Below are 21,350 nucleotides of genomic sequence, written 5' to 3'. Positions count from 1 at the left end.
CGATGGCGTTCCCCGCCGAGTTCCACGACATCGCCAAGCGCGTCAACAACTGGGGCCGCTGGGGTGAGGACGACGAGACCGGCACCCTCAACCTGGTCACCGACGAGGTCGTCCGCGCGGCGGCCGGCACCGTGCGCAGCGGACGCCGTGTGCCGCTCGCGCTGCCCCTGCAGCAGGACGGGGTGCAGACGGGAATGATCCCGGGCCGGGTCAACCCCCTGCGCACCATGGTGATGCTCAACCACGAGATGTTCGGCCCGGGCACGGTCGCCACCAGCGACGACATCGTCACCATGGGGCTGCAGGCGGCGACCCACTGGGACGCCCTGACCCATGTCTCGCACTCGGGACGGATCTACAACGGCCGCCCGGCCGGCTCCATCACCGCCCACGGCGGCGCCGCCTTCAGCGGCATAGAGAAGATCACGACGCTGCTCTCCCGCGGCGTCCTGCTCGACGTGGCCCGCGCCCGCGGGACCGACCGCCTGCCCGGCGACCACGCGGTCACCCCCGACGACCTCGACGCGGCCGAGGAACTGGCCCGGACCACCGTCCGCCCCGGGGACGTCGTGCTGGTCCGCACCGGTCAGATGCGTGTGTACCTGGCGGGCGACAAGCACGCCTACGCCTTCCCGTCACCGGGGTTGTCGGTGCGCACCCCCGAGTGGTTCCACGCCCGCGACGTCGCGGCGGTCGCCAACGACACGCTGACCTTCGAGATCTTCCCGCCGGAGATCGAGGACCTGTGGCTCGCCGTGCACGCCCTGGACCTGGTGGAGATGGGAATGCCCCAGGGCCAGAACTGGAATCTCGAGGCGCTGTCGGAGGCCTGCGCCGAGGAGGGGCGGTACGCGTTCCTGCTGGACGCCACCCCGCAGCCCTTCGTGGGCGGGGTCGGCAGTCCGGTCGCGCCGGTGGCGGTGCTCTGAGGGAGGTCCGTGCGGTCAGAAGGCGGGGCGGCGGATCAGCCCGCCCATGGACTGCGCGGGGACGATCGCGGGGCGCTCGCTGCGGTCGATCTCGCACCAGATCTGCTTGCCGGCACCTTCCCGCTGCCAGCCCCAGCGGTCCGCGAGGCCGTCCACGAGTTCCAGTCCCCGGCCGCCGGTCTCGTCGTTGTCGGCGTGCCGCGGCCGTGGCGGCGCGTCGCTGGTGTCGGCCACCTCGACGCGCACGGTCTCCTGCTCGCCGCTCTGCGCGGCGCCGGAGGAACGGAAGAGCATCCGCAGCACGGCGGGACAGCCGGTGTGCACGACGGCGTTGGTGACCAGTTCGGAGATGAGCAGGATCAGCGTCTCGGCGACCGGCTCGTCGGCTCCTATGCCGGAGCCCGCGAGACGCGAGCGGGCCCACCGGCGGGCCCGGCCCACCTCCGCGGGGTCGGGGCCGACCTCAAGCTGAACCTGGAGCACCTGCACCGCTCACACCATCCGAACCGGCGGACACGTCGCCTCGCGCCTCGGCAGGGTCACCGTACGTGACCTCTTCACAACCCAGCATGATTGACCCGCAGTGACCGCAACAAGCGCTTCGGGCATATTCCAGCGCAAGGGGGCACGAGTGCTGCATACTGTGCGGGGCTCATTACAGGGCGAAATCGAACAGCCCGGTACAGGCAGCCCGCCGGGCACCGAGACCCCGCCACTGCCACATCCGTCGCGTTTCTCCACCACACGCACCCGATGGAGCGTACCCGAGGCAGGCTCCGACTCCACGGCGTGACGAGTCACACCTCGGACACAACCCGATATCGACGCTCGGGGACTCCTTATCCGTGACGAATAAGCCATAACTGCCTAAATCCGGCAAAGAGTCTCGTCGAGGAGTCTCTCCGCGAGCTGCTCCTCACACTCCGCCACGGAACGGCCCCGGCTCCGCAGGATCCACGACCGCTTGATGTGGAGATGCACCTCCGCCTCCCAGGTGAAACCCATCCCGCCGAACACCTGCAGGCAGTCGCGGGCGTTGCGGACGGCCGCCTCGTCCGCCAGCAGCCGTGCGGCCGCCGTCTCGCCCGGATCACCGGAGACCGCCGCCGCACGCACCGCCGTACGTGCCATCTCGACCCGGACCAGCATCTCGGCGCACAGGTGCTTGACCGCCTGGAAGGAGCCGATGGGCCGCCCGAACTGCTCCCGGGTCGCGGCGTACCGCACGGCGAGCTCCAAGGTGCGCGCCGCGCTGCCGGTCTGCTGCGCGGAGGTCAGCAGTTCGCCGGCTCCGCCGCCGCCGGCCGGTTCGCCGCCCACCACCCGGTGCAGCGGGGTGAGCGGGTCCACCGAACGCACCGGCTCGGCCTTGTCGAAGGAGCCCAGCACATGGTCGGACGCCTCCAGCCACTCGGCCAGCTCGCCGTCGACCGCGGTGACCACGGTGGTGCCCTCTGCCGCCCCCGGCACCCGTCCGGCCGCCAGGTACGTCGTCACCAGCGGCCCCGGCAGCAGCACCCGTCCGGCCTCCTCGAAGACGAGCACGGCCTCCGCGAGGCCGAGGCCGAGACCGCCCCGCTCCTCCGGCAGCCGCAGCGCGAAGAACCCCGCCTCCCCCAGCGCCCGCCACATCTCGCGGTCGAGGGGCACCGGGGTCCCCGCGGCCGCCCCGGCGGCGTCCTCCCGCAGGCGCTCCGCCGGGTAGAGCCGCGCCAGCAGTCCACGGGTCCCGTCGGCGAGCGCCCGTTGGTCCTCGGTGAGGCGGAAGTCCACGGCCGCTCACGCCCCCTTCGGCAGGCCGAGGATCCGCTCGGCGACGATGTTCCGCTGGATCTGCGACGTGCCCGCCGCGATGGTGTACGAGAGCGAGGAGAGCCGGTCCGCCGTCCACGGGCGGTCCGCGTCCAGCGCCCCGGAGGGACCGAGGAGCTCGGCGGCGGTGTCGTAGAGCTCCTGGCGCGCGTGCGAGTAGCGCAGCTTGAGGACCGAGCCCCCGACGCCCGGGGCGCCGGCGCTGACGTTCCACTGGACCAGCCGCCACAGGACGCCGAACTCCGCCGCCAGGCGGCCCAGCCGGCGCCGCAGCACGGGGTCGTCCCAGGCTCCCTTCTCCCGGGCGGTCCGGGCCAGTTCGCGCAGGGTCCGCCGGCACGCGACGACCTCGCCGGCGAAAGCGGTGCCGCGCTCGAAGGAGAGGGTCACCATCGTGACCCGCCAGCCGTCGTTCTCCGCGCCGACCCGGTTGGCGACCGGCACCCGCACCCCGTCCAGGAAGACCTCGGCGAACTCCGTCGTCCCCGCGAGGGTCCGCAGCGGCCGCACCGTCACGCCCGGCACGTCCATCGGCATGGCCAGCCAGCTGATGCCGCGGTGCCGCGGTGCGTCGGGATCGGTGCGCACCAGCAGTTCGCACCAGTCGGCGACCTCGGCGTGCGAGGTCCAGATCTTCGAACCGGTGACCACGTAGGCGTCGCCGTCGCGCACCGCCCGCGTCCGCAGGGACGCCAGGTCCGAGCCCGCCCCCGGCTCGCTGAACCCCTGGCACCACACCTCGTCCCCGCGCAGCACCGGGGGCAGCCAGCGTTCACGCTGGCCGGCCGTCCCCTCGGCGGCGATGGTGGGCCCGGCGTGCAGCAGACCGACGAAGTTCGCGCCGACGTAGGGCGCCCCGGCCAGCTCGGTCTCCTCCAGGAAGATCAGCCGCCGGGTCTGATCGGCGTTCCAGTGGACGTCGGCGTACCCCGCCTCGTGCAGGCGCCGCTGCCAGCCGGTGTCGTACGCCCGCCGGGCGGGCCAGTCGGCGGGGTCCGGCGCGGGCGGCAGCGTGGGCAGCGTCCGGGCGAGCCAGGCGCGCAGCTCGCCCCGGTACGCCTGCTCCGCCTCGGTGTACGTCAGGTCCACCGGTCCGGCTCCAGCCCCAGCATGCGGATGGCGTTGCCGCGCATGAGCTTGTACACCGTCTCGTCGTCGAGGCCCTTCACATGGTCGAGGGCGACCTCCTTGGTGTGCGGGAAGGTCGAGTCGACGTGCGGGTAGTCGGTCTCGAAGGTCGCGTTGTCGCGCCCGACGACGTCGATCGAGGCGACGCCGTGCTTGTCGCGGAAGAAGCAGCAGAAGATCTGCCGGTAGTAGTAGGCGGAGGGCGGCTCGGGGATCACGTCGCGCACGCCGCCCCACGCCCGGTGCTCCTCCCAGACGTCGTCTGCCCGCTCCAAGGCGTAGGGGATCCAGCCCATCTGCCCCTCGCTGTAGGCGAGCTTGAGCCGGGGGTGGCGCACCAGCACCCCGCTGAAGAGGAAGTCCATCATCGAGGCCATCGCGTTGTTGAAGGAGAGCGAGGCCTGCACGGCGGGCGGCGCGTCCGGGGAGGCGGCCGGCATCTGCGAGGACGAGCCGATGTGCATGTTCACCACCGTCCCGGTCTCCTCGCAGACGGCGAAGAAGGGGTCCCAGTACCCCGAGTGGATGCTGGGCAGCCCGAGGTGGGTCGGGATCTCGCTGAAGGTGACGGCCCGCACCCCGCGGGCCGCGTTGCGGCGGATCTCGGCGACGGCCAGGCCGACGTCCCACAGCGGGATCAGGCAGAGGGGGATCAGCCGGCCGCCGCTGTCCCCGCACCACTCCTCGACCATCCAGTCGTTGTAGGCGCGGACGCAGGCGAGGGCGACCTCCTTGTCCTTGGCCTCGGCGAAGGTCTGGCCGCAGAAGCGCGGGAAGGTGGGGAAGCAGAGCGAGCCCTCGACGTGGTTGAGGTCCATGTCCGCGAGCCGGGCCTTGGGGTCCCAGCAGCCACGCCGCATCTCCTCGCGGGTGATGCCCTCCAGGGTCATCTCGTCCCGGTCGAAGCCGACGGCGGCGATGTTCCTCTTGTAGGGGAACTTCAGGTCCTCGTAGATCCACCAGTCGGTCGGCGGGCCGTCCGGGTCCATCGTGATCTGGTACTTCCCGCCGATGTAGGCGAGCTCCCCGATTCCGGCGGTCAGCGGCTGGGGACCGCGGTCCCGGTACTTCGCCGGCAGCCAGGTCTCGAAGAGGTGTGCGGGTTCGATCACGTGGTCGTCGACGCTGATGATCCGGGGCAGTTCCATCGCTCCCCGCCCTTCCTTGAATCTGATGGATCGTCAGATTCACAGTACGCCCGCCGCCCCGGAGCGTCCATCGGCGACGCGCGGACCCTGGACCGCGCCCGGCCGGGGGCCTACGCTCCGGGCGACTGAATCTGACGCGACGTCAGATCGCTGACGGGAGGAGAAGAGATGCGAAGCCTGGGCGACTCGCCGACCCTCTGGGCGCTCATCGCGGGGCGGGCCGCCCTGACCCCCGACGCCCCGGCGCTGCTCGACACCGACGACCGCCGGCTGACCTTCGGACAGCTGCACGACCGCGCCGAACGGGTCGCCGCCGGGCTGCAGGCCCGCGGCATCCGGCCCGGCACCGCGGTGGCCTGGCAGCTGCCGACCCGGATCGAGACCGTGGTCCTGTCCGCGGCCCTCGCCCGGCTGGGTACCGTGCAGACCCCGGTCATGCCCTTCTACCGCGACCACGAGGTCGGCCACATCCTGCGCCAGACCGGCCCCGCCCTCTTCGCCGTCCCCGGCGTATGGCGCGGCTTCGACCACACCGCGATGGCGCGCCGCCTCGGCGCGCACGACGTCCTGGAGGCCTACGAATCCCTGCCGGAGGGCGACCCGGACTCCCTCCCCGCCCCGCCCTCCGACGGCACTCAGGTCCGCTGGATCTACTGGACCTCCGGCACCACCTCCGAGCCCAAGGGCGTGCTGCACACCGACCGCAGCCTCATCGCCGGCGGCTCCTGCCTCGCCCTCGCCCTGGAGCTCGGCCCGGACGACGTCGGCTCCGTCGCCTTCCCGTACGCGCACATCGGCGGCCCCGACTACCTGGTCATGCTGCTCCTGTGCGGCTTCCCGGCCCTGCTGCTGGAGCACTTCTCGCTCCCGGGGTCCCTGGAGGCCTACCGCAGGCACGGGGTCACCATGGCGGGCGGCAGCACCGCCTTCTACTCCCTCTTCCTCGCCGAGCAGCGCAAGCAGCCCGCGGGGAGCAGGATCATCCCCACCCTGCGCCTGCTGTCCGGCGGCGGCGCCCCCAAGCCGCCCGAGCTCTACCACGAGGTGGTCCGCGACCTCGGCTGCGCCCTCGCGCACGGTTACGGCATGACCGAGGCCCCCATGATCACCATGGGCTCGCCGCGCGACCCCGTCGACCGGCTCGCCACCACCGAGGGCCGCCCGCCCGCCTCCATGGAGATACGCATCGCCGACGTCGGCGAGGTGCTGCTGCGCGGTGAGGCCGTCTGCCAGGGCTACACCGACCCGGAACTGACCAAGCAGGCCTTCGACGCCGACGGCTTCCTGCGTACCGGGGACGTCGGCAGGCTCACCCCGGACGGCTACCTGGTCCTCACCGGGCGCCTCAAGGACATCATCATCCGTAAGGGTGAGAACGTCTCCGCCAAGGAGATCGAGGAACTCCTCTACGCCCACCCCGGCATCGCCGACGCCGCCGTGATCGGCCTGCCCGACCCCGAGCGCGGGGAACGTGTCTGCGCCGTCGTCGAGCAGCCGCCGGACGCCGGACCGCTCACCCTCGCCGAGGTCACGGCCTTCCTCCGCGAGGCGGGCCTGGCCGTCCACAAACTGCCCGAACAACTCGAGGTGGTGGACGTGCTGCCCCGGAACGAGACCCTGCGCAAGGTCCTCAAGTACAAGCTCAGGGAGCGCTTTACGAAAGCGTGAGGCACGTCCGGCGCAAAGCCGCGTACCCTCCTCCGCAAGAGTTCCAAAGGGGAAGGTTCACGGTGGGCACACAGGACGGCCAGGACCGGGTGCGGGACGGCCTGGACGAAGGTCCCGGCACAGGTCCGGAAAGCGGCCCGCAGGACGGCCCGCAGGATCCCCTCGAACTGCTCCGGCTGGGAGACGCCGCCCTGGACGCGGGCGAACTCACCCAGGCGCGGCTCCACTTCGAGACCGCCGAGCGGCTGCTCGCCGCGGACCCCACGGCTCCCGACGCACGGCGCGCCGCGGCGCTGCGCGGCAGGGCCGTGTCCCACCTGCTGGCGGGCGAGGTGCGGTACGCCTCCCACCTGCTGGAGGAGGGCATCACCAGGCTCGAACGGCAGACCGTGTCGGACGGCGCCCGGCCCGACCCCGACGCCCTGCTGATGCTGCACATCGCGGCCATCGGGCCGTACACCGACCTGGGCGCCTACGCCCGGGCCGCCCACGCCGCCGAGCAGGCGCTCAACCTCGCCCCCGGGGCCGGCGATCCGGCCCTGGTCGCCCAGATGCACCGCAGCATCGCCCGCACCCTGATCGTCGCGGGACGCACCGGCGAGGCCGAGGCCTCCCTGGCGAAGGCGCAGGAGCTGTTCCAGCGGCTGGAGCTGCACACGGACCTGGCCCACTGCCACTGGATGCGCGGCTACGTCCACTCCCAGGACGGCGACCTGGAGCAGGCCGAGCGCGAGCTGCGCACCGCCCGCGACATGCTGTCCGCCGGCCGGTCCGTGCTGTTCACGGTGCAGGTCGAGGTGGAGCTCGCCGACGTGCTCCGGCGGCGCGGCAAGCCCGCCGAGGCCGAGGAGCTGCTGACCCGGCTGCTGGACGAGCTGGGCCCGTGGCGCGGCGCCGTCCACGCCGGCGGGGCGCACCGGCTGCTCGGGCTGCTGGCGGAGGAGCGCGGTGACCCGGAGGCCGCGGAGGAGCACTACGTGTCCGCCCTGGCGCTGCTGGAACGCGCGGGAGCCGCCGGGGACCTGGCGGACATCTGCCGGCTGCTGGGCGACCTGCTGCGCCGGTCCGGCCGGGTGGAGGCCGCGCTGGACGCCTACCGGACGGGCCTGGGCCACCGCGCGGCGATCGGCACCACCACGCTGGGCCCGGCTCCGGCCGACTCCTGACCCGGCCCGGCCTCGCCGCCGTACCGGCTCAGGGCTTGCGGACCGTGTTCACGTAGCCGGTGCCGCCCGCGGCGAGGCCGTCGACCGTCTTCTCCACCTCCGTCAGGGACTGGGCCTTCCTGGCGTTGTGGTAGAACCAGTCGACCTTCATGTCCCAGGTGCGCTTCCCCGCGAACGGCAGGTCCACGAACCACGCGTTGAAGTTCACGGACATGTTCTGGGTCGGGTAGTACTTGCCCCCGGTCCGGAACAGCTCGTGCCCGTCGAGGCTGTAGGTCACCACGCCGTGCGCGGCCGTGGTGACCAGCGTGTGCCAGCCCTTGAGGCTGGACGTCGTGGCCCGGGTGACCCGGTCCCCCTCCCTCGCGCTGCGCCAGGTCGTCGTGTCGAGCCTCGGGCCGGGGGCGCCCCAGCCCCCGTTCGGCTGGTACTCGTTGTCGAGCTCGCTGTACTCGGCGTGGTGGTGGGGCGAGATCATGTAGAACGTCTCGTTGATGTGGTCGCCGTTGCGGCCGCTCGCCGGTTCGTCCGTGAAGTGGATCCGGGCGGCGAAGGTCCCGGTCAGGAATTCCGTGCCGGTGGTGTGCACCTCGGCCTGGGTGGTGCCGCGCTTCGTCCCGTCGGTGGCGGCGCGCAGCTGCAGGACCTGGCCGCCCAGCGCGTCCTCGTCCGCGGGGAAGCTGACGCCTCCCGCCGACCACGTGTCGTGGATGCCGGGGCCGCCCCCGCTGGTGCGGACCAGCCAGCCGTGGGCGCGCAGCGCCGGGTCCCGGGGGCCGCTGTACCGGAAGTCGTCGAAGACGATCCCGGAGGGCGGTGCGGGCCGTGCCGCGCCCGCGGCCGGGCCCTGGGGGGACGTGGTGAGGTCACCGCCGGGCTCGTCGCCCCAGACGTGCCTGCCGTCCAGGTAGCCGGTCACCAGCTTGGACGCCCGGAAGGTGTCGTGGGCGGGGCTGAACGACCGGTCGTCACGCTGGTCCACCTTCCCGCCGGGACGGTACAGCTGCACCCCGATGGCCCCGCTCTTCGCGCCGGGGGCCAGGGTGCCCGCGGCCTTCGTGAAGGTGATCTCGAGGTAGTGGTCGGCGGCCGGGGCCCGACGGCCCATGGCGACGGTCCTCCCGTCGACGTTCGGGCAGCCCACCGAGGCCTGGACGCAGTTGAACGCGTACGGGGAGCCGCCGTCCTGCGTGAACCAGTACCGGACCGCCACGTCGGCCAGACGCACCGGGTGGTCAGAGGTGTTGACGACCTCCAGCCACGGCCGGGCCGTGGCGGCGGACGCCGGCGTGCCCGCCTTGTAGCGGACGGTGAGCTCCGGGGGCGGCCGATGTGCCTCGCGCCACACGGGGTACAGCGCCGTGACGCCCGCGCCGACGGCGACCGCCAGCAGCAGGTACCCGGCCGCCCTCCACACGGGGTGGCGCCGCTTCCCGCGCCCCGAGGGTACGAGCCGGTCGGACCGGACGGAGGGGCGGACAGAGGGACGGGCAGAACCCACGGAAGCTCCTGGCGCGGTGGAGGGGCGATGCCGAGGGCACGCCATGCGGTCGGCGGGATCCGGTCGGACCGGCGGCGGAACGCAGGCGCCGCCTACGAGGCGGCGTCGCGCACGGGCACGACGGCGCAGACCGCCGGTGGGGCCGTCTCGGTGTGCGCGGAGGGGTCCCACGGGTCCCCGGCCGTCTCCCGGCGCTGGCGCGGGAGGTGGGGCTGCGGATGGGGCTGGAAGGCGATGTCGTCGTGGGCGCCGCCGACCTCGATCCGGGCCCGGGTGCCCCAGTTGGTGCGCCGCAGCGTCGCCAGGGACCACAGCCGCAGCGGCAGCAGCAACCCGATGTTGAGCAGGGCGTACAGCGGGGCGGCGAGGAACGTCAGCACCCGGTCGACGATCCCGACCTGCGCGGCGCCGCGCAGGTAGTGGACGGACCGGACCCAGGCCATGACGCACATGTAGGCGAGGTAGCCGGCCAGCAGCGTCCAGCCCTGCGGGTGCATCAGGACCGCGACGAGCGCCGCGAGCAGCCCCGCGGTGAAGGCGACCCAGGTGACCAGCTCGACGAGGTTCAGCCACCAGTACATGCGGTGCAGCCGGAACTTGGCGAGGAGCAGGAAGCCCTCACGGATGAACGACTTGCCCCAGCGGGTCTGCTGGCGCACGTAGTGGCCGAGGCGCTCGGGGACGTCGGTGTAGGCGACGGCCGACGGCTGGATCAGGGAGAGCCCCTCGGTGAGGCAGTAGTACGTCAGGCGCCGGTCGTCCCCGAAGGTCGCCGGACGGCCGAGGAAGCGCTGGTCGAGGAAGTCGCCGAGGTGCTTGCGGACGACCCACCCGCGGTACATGGCCAGCGACCCGCAGGCGCAGAGCACCGAGCCGAGGCGGGAGTAGGCGACCCGCTCGCCGAGGAAGGCGTTGACGTAGCGCATGTCGATGAGGCGGGTCAGGAGGTTGGTGCCGCGGTTGTGGGCGAGCACCAGCCCGGTGACGCACTGGACCCGGCGCTTGGCGAAGGGCCGGGCGAGCTCCGCGACGGCGTGCCGGTCGAGCAGCGTGTCGGAGTCGATGCACAGGTACACGTCCGCGAGCGGCTCCTGCCGGAAACCCGCGGCGAGGCCGTGGCGCTTGCCGCGGTTGTCGGGGAAACGGACGAAGTCCAGGCGGACCCCCGCGCGCTGGAACTGCGGGCGCATCTCCTCGACCAGGGCACGCGCCGAGTGGTCCTGGGAGCAGTCGTCGACCAGGGTGAGGGAGTGCGGCAGCAAGGTCTGCGCGAGGACCGACTCCAGGCAGCCGCGCAGCATCGCCGGGGCCTCGTTGTAGACCGTGATCACGCCGTGGATGCGCAGCCGGGTCACCGGCTTGTCGAACGCGAGCTCAGGACGGCGGCGCCGGCGGATGGAGAGCAGCAGTTTGACGGCGAGGAGGGAACCGACGGCCACTCCGTACCAGTGCACATGACGCAAGGACCACGAGAGGTGGTCCCAAGCACCCGCGAGATCGAGCATGGGCAGTGGAGACCTCCGTACGAACGCCCCCACCCGCCGGACAGAACCTTGAACGCGTGTTCTGCGCACGAAGGTAACCCGGGCGGAGGTCCGGCGAAAGGTGCATCCTCCACAGATTTCGCCCGGCACGCCACAATCAGGCCTCCACAGGCCCCTCATGGACGAAGCGGACACAGGATGTGAGAGTGCTCACACGGCACTTGACGGGTCCGCGCCGCTGGGCGGCGCCGAAGGACGGCCTAGGCCGACAGCGGCCGGGCCGCGTCGTCGGTGGCGGCCTCGAGATCGGGGAAGACCTCGAAGAGCCGGCGCACACCGAGCGCGGCCAGCACCCGGTTGACGTGCGCGACACCGTCGGAGGGGCTGTTACGCGGGAGGATCAGCCGCAGTTGCCCGGCGCAGGACCGCATCAGCCGCCGGGCGGCGATCAGCACACCCACACCGCTGGAGTCGCAGAAGTGGACCCCGGCCAGGTCCAGCACCACACTGTGGCGCCCGTCGGCCACCGCGTCGTGCACGTGCTGGCGCACCACCGGCGCGGTCACGAGATCCATTTCCCCCGAAACGGTCAGGACCACCCAACCGTCCCGTTCGTCCTGCACCACCTGCAATGCCACTGTCTGGCCCTTCTCCCGGCAGCGGTCGTACAGACCCTATGCCCCGCCTGAGCCGCTTCCCCGCAATCTTCCGGTCACACCCGGATAACGCATTACCAGAATCGATCAGTTATGGCAGAAGCTTGCTTCAAGGCGTCGTACGTGGCAGCAATCGGCGGATACATTCGATCCGAGGCAGTGCGACCGTAGTAGGACGACGGCGACAAAGGGGGAGACGCGATGGCGGCATCCGCACCACCCCGCTGGGACCGCAAGATGCAACAGCGGCTCGCTCGCGGGGAGGAGGCCGCGCTCGGCGAGCTGTACGACCGCTACGCCTCCCTCGTGCACAGCCTCGCCCACCGCGTCATGGACGACGAGGAGGCCGCCGCCCAGATCACCCGTGAGGTCTTCGGCTACATCTGGGAGAACCCGGACGCCTACGACCCCAAGCAGGGTTCGCTGCGCTCCTGGGTCGCCGGCCTCACCCAGCGCCAGGCCGTCCACCGGCTGCGCCAGTCGGAGACCCGCGGCGCCGGCACCCCGGAGCAGGTCGAGGCCAGGGTCCGCGAGGCCTCGACGGCCGCCCGCGCCGACTACATCGTGACCTCCATGCCCGAACCCCTGCGCCTGGCCCTCGACCTCGCCTACCGCCGCCGCATGAACTACCGCGAGGCCGCCGCCGACCTCGGGGTCACCGAGGACGAGGCGCGCCGCCGCCTCCGGCTCGGGCTGCAACTGCTGTCCACCGCCGCGCAGGACTCCTCGCCCCGGGGAAGGTCCCTGTGAACGGACCGGCCGAGAACGGCGAGACTCCTCCGCCCGGGACCAACCTGCCCCGGGTGCCGATGCCCCGCGGCGCCGCCGAGGACGGCCCGCTGCCCGAGGCCGTGCCTGCCGCGCCCCCGTCCTCGCCGGACGCGCCCGCGCGCGACGCGGCGAAGACGGCGCCCGAGCCGGAGCGAGAACCGGCGAAGGAGCCCGTGCGGCCCGGACCCCCGGAGTACGACCACCGGGTGCTGCGCTCCCTGCTCGGCGCCTGGGCACTGTCGGCCTGCTCCCGTGACGAGGCCGGCGCCGTCGAGGACCACCTCACCGACTGCGCGCCCTGCGCCGAGGAGGCCATGCGGCTCCGCCGCGCGGTGGGCCTGCTGCACCAGGAGGAGTCCCTCGACCTCGATCCGCTGCTGCGCGCCCGCGTCCTGGAGGGCTGTCTGGGCCGCCGCCCGGCCCGTATCCCCGTCCCCGGGTGGGCCGCGCCGTACGACGCCGAGACCGCGCGCCTCGACGCGCTCCTCGCCGACCTCGGCGAACCCGAGTGGGACATGCCCGTCAAGCTGGTCTGGGCGGGCGGGTCGCGCGTGCTGACGCTCTGCGGCGTCCTCGCCCATCTCGGCTCGGTGGACGGGGTCGTGGCCACCGCGCTCGGCCTCGACGACCCGCTCGGCCCCGGCGCGCCGCGCACACGCCTGGAGCGCACCGAACTCGCCGGGGAGCGCTGCCGCCGCCACACGCACGCCTTCGTCCGCAACAAGTGGCGCACCCAGACCCGGGACATCGTGCGGACGCTGTCCTTCGCCGGCTCCGCGACCGGCGGGCTGCCCGTGGACTTCACCGACGCCGTCGTGCCGATGCGCGACGCCCTGATCGACCGCGCCTTCGAGTGCTGGATCCACGCCGAGGACATCGCGCAGGCCCTGGACTACCCCGAGTACGGGCCGCCGGCGGCGCCGCACCTCAACCGCATGATCGACCTCGCGGCCCGGATGCTGCCCACCGCCCTGGCCGCGCTCCGCCAGGCGGGGCGGGCCGAGTCCACCGCCCGTCTCGTGCGGGCCGGTGCGCCCGGCCGTACCCTCGACCTCCACGTCGAGGGCTCCGGCGGCGGCCACTGGTACATCTCCCTGGACTCGCCCGGCGCGATCGGCACCCCGGAGACGGTGGTCGCCGAGATCGCCGTCGACCAGCTCGACTTCTGCCAGCTGGCCGCGGGCCACATCGCGCCCGGCCGCGTCGCCGCCGGGCGCGACGGGGACCACGCGGCGATCCGGGACGTCCTGCACGCCACGGCATCGTTGTCACGCCTCTAGGCCGTGTCGCCTGGGGCCCGCCCCCAGGACGCACGGAACCTGCCGGCGGCGGCTACCCCTTGCTCACCGCCGTCAGCACCTCCGGCAGCCGGCCCAGCAGGCGGGGCGCCGCCGTGCGGACCCCCAGCACCGCGAACGCGGCCCCGTAGAGGCCGCCCAGCGGCAGGACGAGCCACAGCGCGCCGTGCCGCCCCGAGACGTGGAGCCAGATCAGCACGCCGAGCACGGGAAGCGTGATCACCGCGCCCGTCACCGCACCCCCGACGAGGCTGAGCCAGGCCAGGCTCCCCTGGCCCGGCGCGGCGGCGCTGCCGAAGCGGTTCTCCTGCGGCATGGAGTAGGGGAAGCGCACACTCGCCCAGGCGCCGGTGGCGATCAACGCCCCCAGCAGCGCGAAGGAGAGCCCGAGCGTCTCGGCCGCCGCGTCGGCCCGCCCCAGCAGGAAGGCCGCGCCGATGGTCACGACGGCCACGTACGGGACGCCCACCACCGCGATCGCCAGGGCCCGCCCGCGCAGTTCCGCGTACGCGTCCGTGCGGGAGGAGACGGTCGCGGCGACCGTCCAGAAGGCGGAGCCGTCCATGCCGAACTGGTTGTACATCTGCAGCCCGAGCAGTGCGGCCGCCCAGCAGGCGGTGTAGACGCTGCCGTGCTGGACCGCCGAGACGAGCGGCAGCAGCAGCCCCAGGGCCAGGGCGGTGGCCCAGGCGGCCTTGGTCCGCGGATCGCGCCAGGCGTAGCGGAACTGGCGCTCCATGACGGTGCCGGTGCGCCCCTCGGGGAGCAGCCGGAACCGGGTCTCCCGGACCCTCGACGGGCCCGCCTGCACGGTGGAGGCGTCCGGCCGGGTCATGAGCCGGTCCAGACTGCGGTACCACCACACGAGCACCAGCCCCAGCACGGCCCCGGCCCAGGCGAGTTCGGCGACCGCGAGCCCGTACGCGCCCTCCCCCGCCGACCGCACCGCGTCCAGCGCCGACGCCGGCGGCAGCCAGCGCAGCACCGAGGTGAGGGCGTCGATCCGCTCCAGGCCGTGTCCGGAGGTGAGCGCGTTGGCGCCCAGGCTGACCAACTGGGCGCCCACCGCGACCAGCAGGCCGCTGAGCACCGCCAGGTCGCGTCCCTTGCGGCTGGTCAGCAACCGGGTGTTGGCCGCGGCGACGGCCCGCGACAGGGCCACGCACAGCAGCACGGTGAGCGGCACGGCGATCACCGCCGCCACCGCCGAGGCGGCGCCCGCCACGACGGACACCGCCGCGCCGACCACCACCAGGAACGTGAGCAGCGGCCCGACGCCGACCAGCGAGGACACCAGGAGCGCCCGGATCAGCGGCCGCGGCCGCAGCGGCAGCATCGCCAGCCGGGTCGGGTCGAGGGTGTCGTCACCGCCGAAGACGAACAACGGCATCGCGGCCCAGCCGACGGCGAGCACGACCGCGACACCGATGGCCGCCGAGGGCGCGTAGTCGTTCCCGCGCAGGGCGACCAGCCCCACGCCCAGGCCCAGCGCGTAGAGCAGGGACACCAGGCTGCCGATGATCCAGCCGACCCGGCGTCCCGTCGACTGCCGCAACCCGTTGCGGAGGACCGACAGCTTGAGCCGTACGAAGGTGCCCGTCACGACCGGCTCGCCCCGGCCGGCCCGTCCCCGCCGTCCGCGCCGCCCCCGCCGTGCCCGCCCTGCCCGGCGCCCCGCGCCGCCGGGGCGTTCGCCCCGCCGAGCCAGTCCAGGTCCTGCCCCGGGCCGCGGTCCCGGGCGCCCACCAGGGTCAGGAATGCGTCCTGCAGCGTCGGCGCCTGCCCGCGCACCTCGACGAGCGGGCCCTGGGCCACGATCCGGCCGGCGGCCATCACCGCGACCCAGTCGCACAGGCTCTCCACCAGCTCCATGACGTGCGAGGAGAAGACGACGGTCGCCCCCGAGCCGGTGTAGCGCTCCAGCACCCCGCGGATGACCTGGGCGGAGACGGGGTCGACCCCCTCGAAGGGCTCGTCCAGGAAGAGCACTTCGGGATTGTGCAGCAGTGCCGCGGCCAGGCCGATCTTCTTGCGCATGCCCGTCGAGTAGTCCACGACGAGCTTGTTGGCGGCCCCGGCCAGGTCGAGGACGTCGAGCAGCTGGGCGGCCCGGCGGTCGGTCTCCGCGCCCGGGATGCCGCGCAGCCGGCCCGTGTACGCCAGCAGTTCGCGGCCGGTGAGCCGCTCGAAGAGCCGCAGCCCCTCGGGCAGGACGCCGATGCGGGACTTCACGGCGACCGGGTCGCGCCAGACGTCGGCGCCGCCGACCTCGATGAGGCCGTCGTCGGGCCGCAGCAGCCCCGTCACCATCGACAGGGTCGTGGTCTTGCCCGCCCCGTTGGGACCGACGATCCCCACGAAGTGCCCGGCGGGCAGGGTCAGATCGATCCCGGCGACGGCGATCTGCTGCCCGAAGCGTTTCCACAGTCCATGGACGCGTACGGCGGGCGCGACGGATGCATTCGGCATCCGCTCAGCCTATGCCGACGGGGGTGGGGCCCGGCTAGCGTCCGCAGGCGTAGGCGAGGGGGGAGATCAGTTCCTCGGTGTCCGGCAGCCACCGGTTGAGGGCCGTGGGCCGGCGCACCCACTGGACGACGCCGCCCGTGCCGAGCCTCGTGGGCGGGGCCGGGACCCAGTCGCCGTCGCCGCGCACCACCAGGTCGAGCGAGGAGGGCGCCCAGCCGAGCCGGCGCAGCAGGTCCGGCGCCTTCGCGCCGGCACCGGGCAGTACGAAGAAGATCATCCGGCGGGACGGGGTCCCGAGCACCGGGCCGAGCGGCAGTTCCATGCGCTCCATGCGGGCCAGCGCGAGGCAACCGGCGTCCTCCGGGACCTCGATGGCGTCGAAGGTGCGTCCGGTGGGGAGCAGGACCGACGCGTGGGGCTGCCGCAGCCACATCCTGCGTACCGTGGCCCCGCTCCCGCTCGCCTCACCGACCCAGCCGGGCCCGGTCGGGTGCGCCCCGGGCGCCGGGCAGGCGGTGCCGCCGCAGGAACAGCGCGGGGTGCGCGGGCCGCCGCGGCCGGCGGGGGCGGCGTCCTCGACGAGCCAGGCACCGGGCAGCACGTCCCAGTGCCGCTCCTCCGCGTACCCGACGGCGGCTTCGAGGAGTTGGCCGGCGATCCGCGGCGGGGCTGCGATGGTGTGTTCCACGGTGTCTTCCACGACCTTCACAACTGCGCTGCCCAGCGCGGGTTACGGGCGGTGACGTCCCGGCCTCGCGGCTCATGGCGGGCGCACGGGAGCACTGGTGGGGGCGCGCGGTAGGGGGAGGTCCGACATCCGGGTAGTCACCCTTGGGTGTGTAGGCATGCATCCCACCGCAAATTATGTCCATTGCGGCGAATTTGAGTGGCGCGTACCGGGAAGGGATCTTCGGGACGGGATCTTGAGGTCCCGAAAGCGGCAGCTGTGAGGGGGAGCCCATGGCCGCACGACCGCTCGTCGCACGCCAGCCGAACGAACGGCTGCAGGCACTGATCCAGGAGGCAGGCTGCTCCAACGCCGGATTGGCCCGCCGGGTCAACATGTGCGGCGCAGAGCACGGCCTCGACCTGCGTTACGACAAGACTTCCGTGGCCCGCTGGCTACGCGGCCAGCAACCGCGGGGCAGGGCACCGGCGATCATCGCCGAGGCCATCGGCCGGAAGCTGGGCCGCACCGTCACCATCGACGAGATCGGCATGGCCAACGGCAAGAACCTGGCCACCGGTGTCGGCCTGCACTTCTCGCCCACCGTGCTCGGCGCGATCGAGCAGGTCTGCGAGCTGTGGCGGAGCGACGTCGGCCGCCGGGACTTCCTCACCGGCTCCACCGTGGCGGCCTCGGCCCTGGTCGAGCCCAGCCGGGACTGGCTGATCACCCGGGCCGACGCCCAGGTCGCCCGCGCCGGCGGGCAGCGTGTCGGCATGTCCGACGTCGAGGCGGTGCGGGCGACCACCCGGGCGCTGAACGAACTCGACCACCGCTTCGGCAGCGGTCATGTGCGCCCCGTGGTGGTGCACTACCTCAACAGCGTGGTCTCCGGGCTCCTCGCCGGCTCCTACCGGGAGGCGACGGGCCGTCAGCTCTTCTCGGCCGTCGCCCGGCTGACCGAACTCGCCGGCTACATGGCCGTCGACACCGGGCAACCCGGCCTGGCGCAGCGCTACTACATCCAGGCGTTGCGGCTGGCCCAGGCGGCGGGGGACCGCGCGTACGGGGGCTACGTCCTCGCCGCGGGGATGAGCCACCTCGCCGCGCAGCTCGGCACCCCGCGCGAGATCGCCCAACTCGCCCGCGCCGCCCAGGAGGGCGCCCGCGGTCAGGTCACCGCCACCGCGCAGGCCATGTTCTACGCGGCGGAGGCGCGCGGCCACGCGCTGATGGGTGACGCACGGGCCTGCGGCGCGGTCGCGGGGCAGGCCGTGGAGGCGCTGGAGCACTCCGAACCCGGCGACGACCCCGACTGGATCCGGCACTTCGGACCGGCCTACCTCGCCGACGAGCTCGCCCACTGCCACCGCGACCTCAACCAGGCGCCGCAGGCGGTCCGCCGCGCCGAGGAGGCGTTGGCCGGACACGCCCCGGACAAGGCCCGCCGCCGCGCGATCGGCCTGCTCCTGCTCGCCCAGGCCCAGGTCCAGCAGCGGGAGGTCGAGCAGGCCTGCCACACCGGCGCCCAGGCCGTCGAGCTGCTCTCCACGCTGCGCACCACCCGCGGCGCGGAGTACCTCGACGACCTCCGCCTGCGCCTGCAGCCGTACGCGGCGGAGAGCGCCGTCCGGGAGTTCGACGCCCGCCTGGAGGAGGAGGAACTGGCGGCGTGACAGCACGGGGGCGGGGGCGTCGCGCGCCCCCGTCCCCCGAATCGTTACAGGAACGACATCAACCCACCGGTAGGGGCACCCTGTTCTGCGACGGGACGGCCCCCCGGATCCCGCCGGACCCACCGCGGCATGGTGACGTCCGAAGCAGACCCGGTAGCGTGAGCCGACGATTCCGTAACGACGGAGAAGGCAGAGGTACCGGTGATGCACGGCGGACGCGGTGACGAGGCGTATCCGGAGGTGCACGAGGGCGTGGTGCTGCCCTCGGACGGGGGCATACCCGGCCCGGGAGCGACCGCGGCGTGGGGTTCCGGCCCCGCGGCCGGGCAGCCGTGGGGCGAGCAGCCCCAGGCGTACGGCCCTCCGCATCAGTCCCTCCCGGACACCGACGCGACGCAGCTCTTCCCGCCGTACCCGCAGGTCCGGCCGCCCATGCCGGCCCACGAGCCGCAGCAGCCCCCGGCGCCCCGGTTCCAGCCCGGTCCCGTGGCGGACGCCACACAGGTGCTGCCGCCCTACCCGATGCCCGGGGCCGCCCCGTACGGCGTACGCCCGGGCGCCCCGGCCGACGCGGACGCGACCCAGCACCTGCCGCGCTTCGACGACGCGCCGGCCCCGCAGCAGGCCCCCGGCTACGGCTATCCGCACGACCCCCAGGGTCACCAGGGCCACGACGGGTTGCTCCCGGCACAGCAGCCCCATGACGACTTCGGGCACCTGTACCGCCAGGACGGCCCGCCCCCGCAGCAGCCCGGCTACGCGGCGTCCCCGGACTACGCACAGCCCGCCTACGGTCAGCAGCCCGCCTACGCGCCGCAGCCGTCCTACGACTACGACCGGCCCGCCCCGGCCCGTCGCAAGCTCACCCCGGCCGCGCTGATCGGCATCGTCGTCGGCGGCTGCGCCGTCGCCGGTCTCCTCGCGGGCGCCCTGATGAGCGGCGGGGACGACGACCCCGCCGCGGCCCAGTCCCCGTCGGCCTCGTCGAGCGCCTCGTCCCCGGCCTCCTCCGGGGCAGCCGACGAGGGCGCGGCGGAGGAGCAGGCCAAGGGACTCGAGGCCCTGCTCAAGACGAGCGGCAGCAACCGGACCTCCGTGATCAACGCGGTCGCCGGCATCAAGGGCTGCCGGAACCTGGACGGGGCGGCCGCCGATCTGCGGGCCGCCGCGCAGCAGCGCAACGACCTGATGACGCAACTGAAGTCGCTGCCGGTGGACCAGCTCCCCAACCACCAGGACCTCACCGACGCCCTCAACAAGGCGTGGACGGCCTCCGCGGCCGCCGACAACCACTACGCGGCCTGGGCCGACCAGCTCAAGGGCGGCAAGAAGCTCTGCCGTCACGGCCAGGCGAGCCACACCGGCCAGTACGCGGCGGGCAACACCCAGAGCGGGACCGCCTCGCAGGCGAAGTCGCGCGCGGCGGCGCTGTGGAACCCCATCGCGAAGAAGTACGGGCTGACGCAGCACCAGGGCGGTCAGCTCTGAGACGACCGACCCCCGGGAACGGATCCCGGCCCCGGGGGACATGGAGCGCCGACGGCCGTGGCCGCCGGCGCTTCCGCTCCCGGCGTCGAACCCCCGGCCCCCGGCCCCCGCGGAACCCCCCGGCGCCCGTCAGCCCGGGGCGTTCTCCAGCGTCTTCGTCACGTCCACGAAGCCCTTGCGCGCGGCGACCAGTCGGCCCTTCTCGACCTTCTGGAAGGTGATCCGGCCGTTGACCAGGCGCGGCTGGTCGATGATGGAGGCCGTGTCCTGCTCGCGCCAGCCGAGCGGGGGCGTGAGGCCGTCGGTGGAGACGTCGTGCGCCTCGTCCAGCGCCTGCTTCAGCGACGGGGCCGTGACCGCCTGGTCCTTGCCCATCTTCTCGATGACCTCGGCGAGGGCCGTGTAGGCGATCCACGTGGTCTGCACGCCCGGGTCGTTCGGGTCGATGGTGTTGTCGCCGAAGGCGTACCTCTTGATCGTGTTCCGCATCAGCGCCCAGCGCGAGTCGGACGCCGGCGGGTACCAGCCGGTGACGAAGGCACCCTCCAGCGGGCTGTTGCTGCCGCCGGTGCTGTCCAGGGTGGACTGCTGGACGCTGCCGAGGACGGAGGCGATCCGCGCCTTGGGGCCGTCGTCCAGGCCGGTGACCGGGTCGGTGGTGGTCGTCCGGCGGAAGGCGTCGAAGAAGGTGGCGGTCTTGTCGCCGAGCGCGGCGCTCACGCAGTCGCCGGGCTTGTTGCTGCCGATCGCCCGCCGGGAGATCCCGTTGTAGTCGGTGGCGTCCTCGGGGGCGCGCAGGTCGGTGGCGCTGGTGCGGCCCTCGTCGCGCAGGCCGGCGTCGAGGAAGCGTGCGAAGAGGTCGCCCGCGGCGGTGTCGGGGCGTATGAGGCTCACCTTGTCGCACTTGCCCGCCAGTTGACGGCCGGCCCCGGCCATCAGCGCGGGCAGGCCGCCGTTGACGGGGTAGGAGAGCGGGCTCTCGAACTCGTCCTGGGTGATGCCGTAGCCGCCGAGGTACGGGATGCCCTCGGCCTCCAGCGTGGAGGTGAAGGCGGCGCCGAACTGGCTGTAGGAGCCGACGACGGCGACCGCGCCCTCGTCGGCGGCGCGCTGGGCACAGTCCCCGACGCCGAGAGCGCTGTTGTGGTCGTTGCAGGTGATGACCTTCAGCTCCCGGCCGGCGATGCCGCCGCGGGCGTTGACGTACTTGGCGAAGGCCTTGGCCATGCCGGGCATGCCCGGCATGTTGGTCGCGCTGGTGTTCTCCGGAGCCCACGTCATGACGACGACCGGGCCCGTGGTGCCACCCGTCCCCCCCGGGAGCGTGCCGCATCCCGCCAGCAGGGCGACGCCGGCCATCGCGGATGCGAACGGAACGGCTCTGCGCGTACGCCAATCACTCATGGAATGGGAAGATTCCGCGTTTGTCGCAACGCCAGGGTGAACGCAAGGGAACGGAGGGTCACCATCGGGTGAACAGAGTGTGTGG

At 73.2% G+C, this 21,350-nt stretch carries 18 protein-coding genes; 7 read left to right on the top strand and 11 right to left on the bottom strand.

Features of this window, described 5'->3' with window-relative positions:
- Positions 1–2 precede the first annotated feature (2 nt).
- A complete protein-coding gene (locus tag ACFV3E_RS07570) occupies positions 3–929 on the top strand; it encodes a cyclase family protein (protein ID WP_500533871.1) in 927 nt (308 codons plus the stop codon).
- A 15-nt stretch (positions 930–944) separates the two neighbouring features.
- On the opposite strand, the gene ACFV3E_RS07565 is transcribed toward ACFV3E_RS07570, so the two are convergent.
- From ACFV3E_RS07565 to ACFV3E_RS07550, 4 genes are all read right to left on the bottom strand, one after another.
- The gene (locus ACFV3E_RS07565) at positions 945–1,418 is read right to left on the bottom strand and encodes an ATP-binding protein (protein ID WP_500330292.1); all 474 of its coding nucleotides are present in this window, start codon (positions 1,416–1,418) and stop codon (positions 945–947) included.
- Between the two features lie 378 nt (positions 1,419–1,796).
- Complete coding sequence (locus tag ACFV3E_RS07560; protein WP_500533869.1) at positions 1,797–2,702, bottom strand: acyl-CoA dehydrogenase family protein; 906 nt, start codon at positions 2,700–2,702, stop codon at positions 1,797–1,799.
- A 6-nt stretch (positions 2,703–2,708) separates the two neighbouring features.
- Positions 2,709–3,830, bottom strand: coding sequence for an acyl-CoA dehydrogenase family protein (locus ACFV3E_RS07555; protein ID WP_500533868.1), 1,122 nt, complete (start codon positions 3,828–3,830; stop codon positions 2,709–2,711).
- Positions 3,821–5,017 (bottom strand): amidohydrolase family protein, encoded by a 1,197-nt coding sequence (locus ACFV3E_RS07550; RefSeq protein ID WP_500533866.1) that lies wholly within the window; start codon positions 5,015–5,017, stop codon positions 3,821–3,823. Before ACFV3E_RS07550 ends, ACFV3E_RS07555 begins: the two co-directional genes overlap by 10 nt.
- A 168-nt stretch (positions 5,018–5,185) precedes the next feature.
- Between ACFV3E_RS07550 and ACFV3E_RS07545 the strand changes: the two genes are divergently transcribed.
- Entirely contained in the window at positions 5,186–6,685 is a 1,500-nt protein-coding gene (locus ACFV3E_RS07545) for a class I adenylate-forming enzyme family protein (RefSeq protein WP_500533865.1), read from the top strand.
- Between the two features lie 62 nt (positions 6,686–6,747).
- Positions 6,748–7,851: a tetratricopeptide repeat protein gene (locus ACFV3E_RS07540; protein WP_500533864.1), complete on the top strand. Its 1,104-nt coding sequence runs from the start codon at positions 6,748–6,750 to the stop codon at positions 7,849–7,851.
- A 28-nt stretch (positions 7,852–7,879) separates the two neighbouring features.
- Here ACFV3E_RS07540 and ACFV3E_RS07535 read toward each other — a convergent pair whose 3' ends face one another.
- The 3 genes from ACFV3E_RS07535 to ACFV3E_RS07525 form a co-directional block, all read right to left on the bottom strand.
- Entirely contained in the window at positions 7,880–9,352 is a 1,473-nt protein-coding gene (locus ACFV3E_RS07535; RefSeq protein ID WP_500533862.1) for a cellulose binding domain-containing protein, read from the bottom strand.
- 92 nt (positions 9,353–9,444) lie between these two features.
- Positions 9,445–10,857 (bottom strand): glycosyltransferase, encoded by a 1,413-nt coding sequence (locus tag ACFV3E_RS07530; RefSeq protein ID WP_500533860.1) that lies wholly within the window; start codon positions 10,855–10,857, stop codon positions 9,445–9,447.
- 239 nt (positions 10,858–11,096) lie between these two features.
- Entirely contained in the window at positions 11,097–11,474 is a 378-nt protein-coding gene (locus ACFV3E_RS07525; protein WP_500330306.1) for an STAS domain-containing protein, read from the bottom strand.
- A 219-nt stretch (positions 11,475–11,693) separates the two neighbouring features.
- On the opposite strand from ACFV3E_RS07525, the gene ACFV3E_RS07520 reads away from it, so the two are divergent.
- Both ACFV3E_RS07520 and ACFV3E_RS07515 read left to right on the top strand, forming a co-directional pair.
- A complete protein-coding gene (locus ACFV3E_RS07520; RefSeq protein ID WP_500533858.1) occupies positions 11,694–12,242 on the top strand; it encodes a sigma-70 family RNA polymerase sigma factor in 549 nt (182 codons plus the stop codon).
- The gene (locus ACFV3E_RS07515; RefSeq protein ID WP_500533856.1) at positions 12,239–13,543 is read left to right on the top strand and encodes a maleylpyruvate isomerase N-terminal domain-containing protein; all 1,305 of its coding nucleotides are present in this window, start codon (positions 12,239–12,241) and stop codon (positions 13,541–13,543) included. The genes ACFV3E_RS07520 and ACFV3E_RS07515 overlap by 4 nt, the downstream gene beginning before the upstream one ends.
- Positions 13,544–13,595: 52 nt before the next feature.
- On the opposite strand, the gene ACFV3E_RS07510 is transcribed toward ACFV3E_RS07515, so the two are convergent.
- The 3 genes from ACFV3E_RS07510 to ACFV3E_RS07500 are packed head-to-tail and all read right to left on the bottom strand — an operon-like array spanning position 13,596 to position 16,730.
- Positions 13,596–15,164 carry a transporter gene (locus ACFV3E_RS07510; RefSeq protein WP_500533854.1) on the bottom strand — a complete coding sequence of 523 codons (1,569 nt, stop codon included), beginning with the start codon at positions 15,162–15,164 and terminating at the stop codon, positions 13,596–13,598.
- Entirely contained in the window at positions 15,161–16,030 is an 870-nt protein-coding gene (locus ACFV3E_RS07505; protein WP_500533852.1) for an ABC transporter ATP-binding protein, read from the bottom strand. Before ACFV3E_RS07505 ends, ACFV3E_RS07510 begins: the two co-directional genes overlap by 4 nt.
- Before the next feature lie 34 nt (positions 16,031–16,064).
- Positions 16,065–16,730, bottom strand: coding sequence for a bifunctional DNA primase/polymerase (locus ACFV3E_RS07500; RefSeq protein WP_500533850.1), 666 nt, complete (start codon positions 16,728–16,730; stop codon positions 16,065–16,067).
- A gap of 260 nt (positions 16,731–16,990) precedes the next feature.
- Here ACFV3E_RS07500 and ACFV3E_RS07495 point away from each other — a divergent pair, with 260 nt between their 5' ends.
- A complete protein-coding gene (locus tag ACFV3E_RS07495) occupies positions 16,991–18,373 on the top strand; it encodes an NsdA family TPR-like regulatory protein (RefSeq protein WP_500533849.1) in 1,383 nt (460 codons plus the stop codon).
- 204 nt (positions 18,374–18,577) lie between these two features.
- A complete protein-coding gene (locus tag ACFV3E_RS07490) occupies positions 18,578–19,861 on the top strand; it encodes a hypothetical protein (protein ID WP_500533848.1) in 1,284 nt (427 codons plus the stop codon).
- Positions 19,862–19,990: 129 nt separating this feature from the next.
- Here the strand turns inward: ACFV3E_RS07490 and ACFV3E_RS07485 are convergent, their stop codons facing one another.
- Positions 19,991–21,142 (bottom strand): ABC transporter substrate-binding protein, encoded by a 1,152-nt coding sequence (locus tag ACFV3E_RS07485; RefSeq protein WP_500533847.1) that lies wholly within the window; start codon positions 21,140–21,142, stop codon positions 19,991–19,993.
- Between the last annotated feature and the right edge of the window lie 208 nt (positions 21,143–21,350).

The sequence above is a fragment of the Streptomyces sp. NPDC059718 genome (assembly GCF_042733315.1).
Classification (GTDB): Bacteria; Actinomycetota; Actinomycetes; order Streptomycetales; family Streptomycetaceae; genus Actinacidiphila.
The sequence above is the reverse complement of the archived record's forward strand: the minus strand, read 5'-3'. Positions and strand labels throughout refer to the sequence as shown.

Coding starts and splice junctions, on each gene's coding strand:
- ACFV3E_RS07570 (WP_500533871.1), top strand. CDS start 3: ATGGCGTTCCCCGCCGAGTTCCACGACATCGCCAAGCGCGTCAACAAC.
- ACFV3E_RS07550 (WP_500533866.1), bottom strand. CDS start 5,017: ATGGAACTGCCCCGGATCATCAGCGTCGACGACCACGTGATCGAACCC.
- ACFV3E_RS07545 (WP_500533865.1), top strand. CDS start 5,186: ATGCGAAGCCTGGGCGACTCGCCGACCCTCTGGGCGCTCATCGCGGGG.
- ACFV3E_RS07530 (WP_500533860.1), bottom strand. CDS start 10,857: ATGCTCGATCTCGCGGGTGCTTGGGACCACCTCTCGTGGTCCTTGCGT.
- ACFV3E_RS07520 (WP_500533858.1), top strand. CDS start 11,694: ATGGCGGCATCCGCACCACCCCGCTGGGACCGCAAGATGCAACAGCGG.
- ACFV3E_RS07505 (WP_500533852.1), bottom strand. CDS start 16,030: ATGCCGAATGCATCCGTCGCGCCCGCCGTACGCGTCCATGGACTGTGG.
- ACFV3E_RS07495 (WP_500533849.1), top strand. CDS start 16,991: ATGGCCGCACGACCGCTCGTCGCACGCCAGCCGAACGAACGGCTGCAG.
- ACFV3E_RS07490 (WP_500533848.1), top strand. CDS start 18,578: ATGCACGGCGGACGCGGTGACGAGGCGTATCCGGAGGTGCACGAGGGC.
- ACFV3E_RS07485 (WP_500533847.1), bottom strand. CDS start 21,142: ATGACGTGGGCTCCGGAGAACACCAGCGCGACCAACATGCCGGGCATG.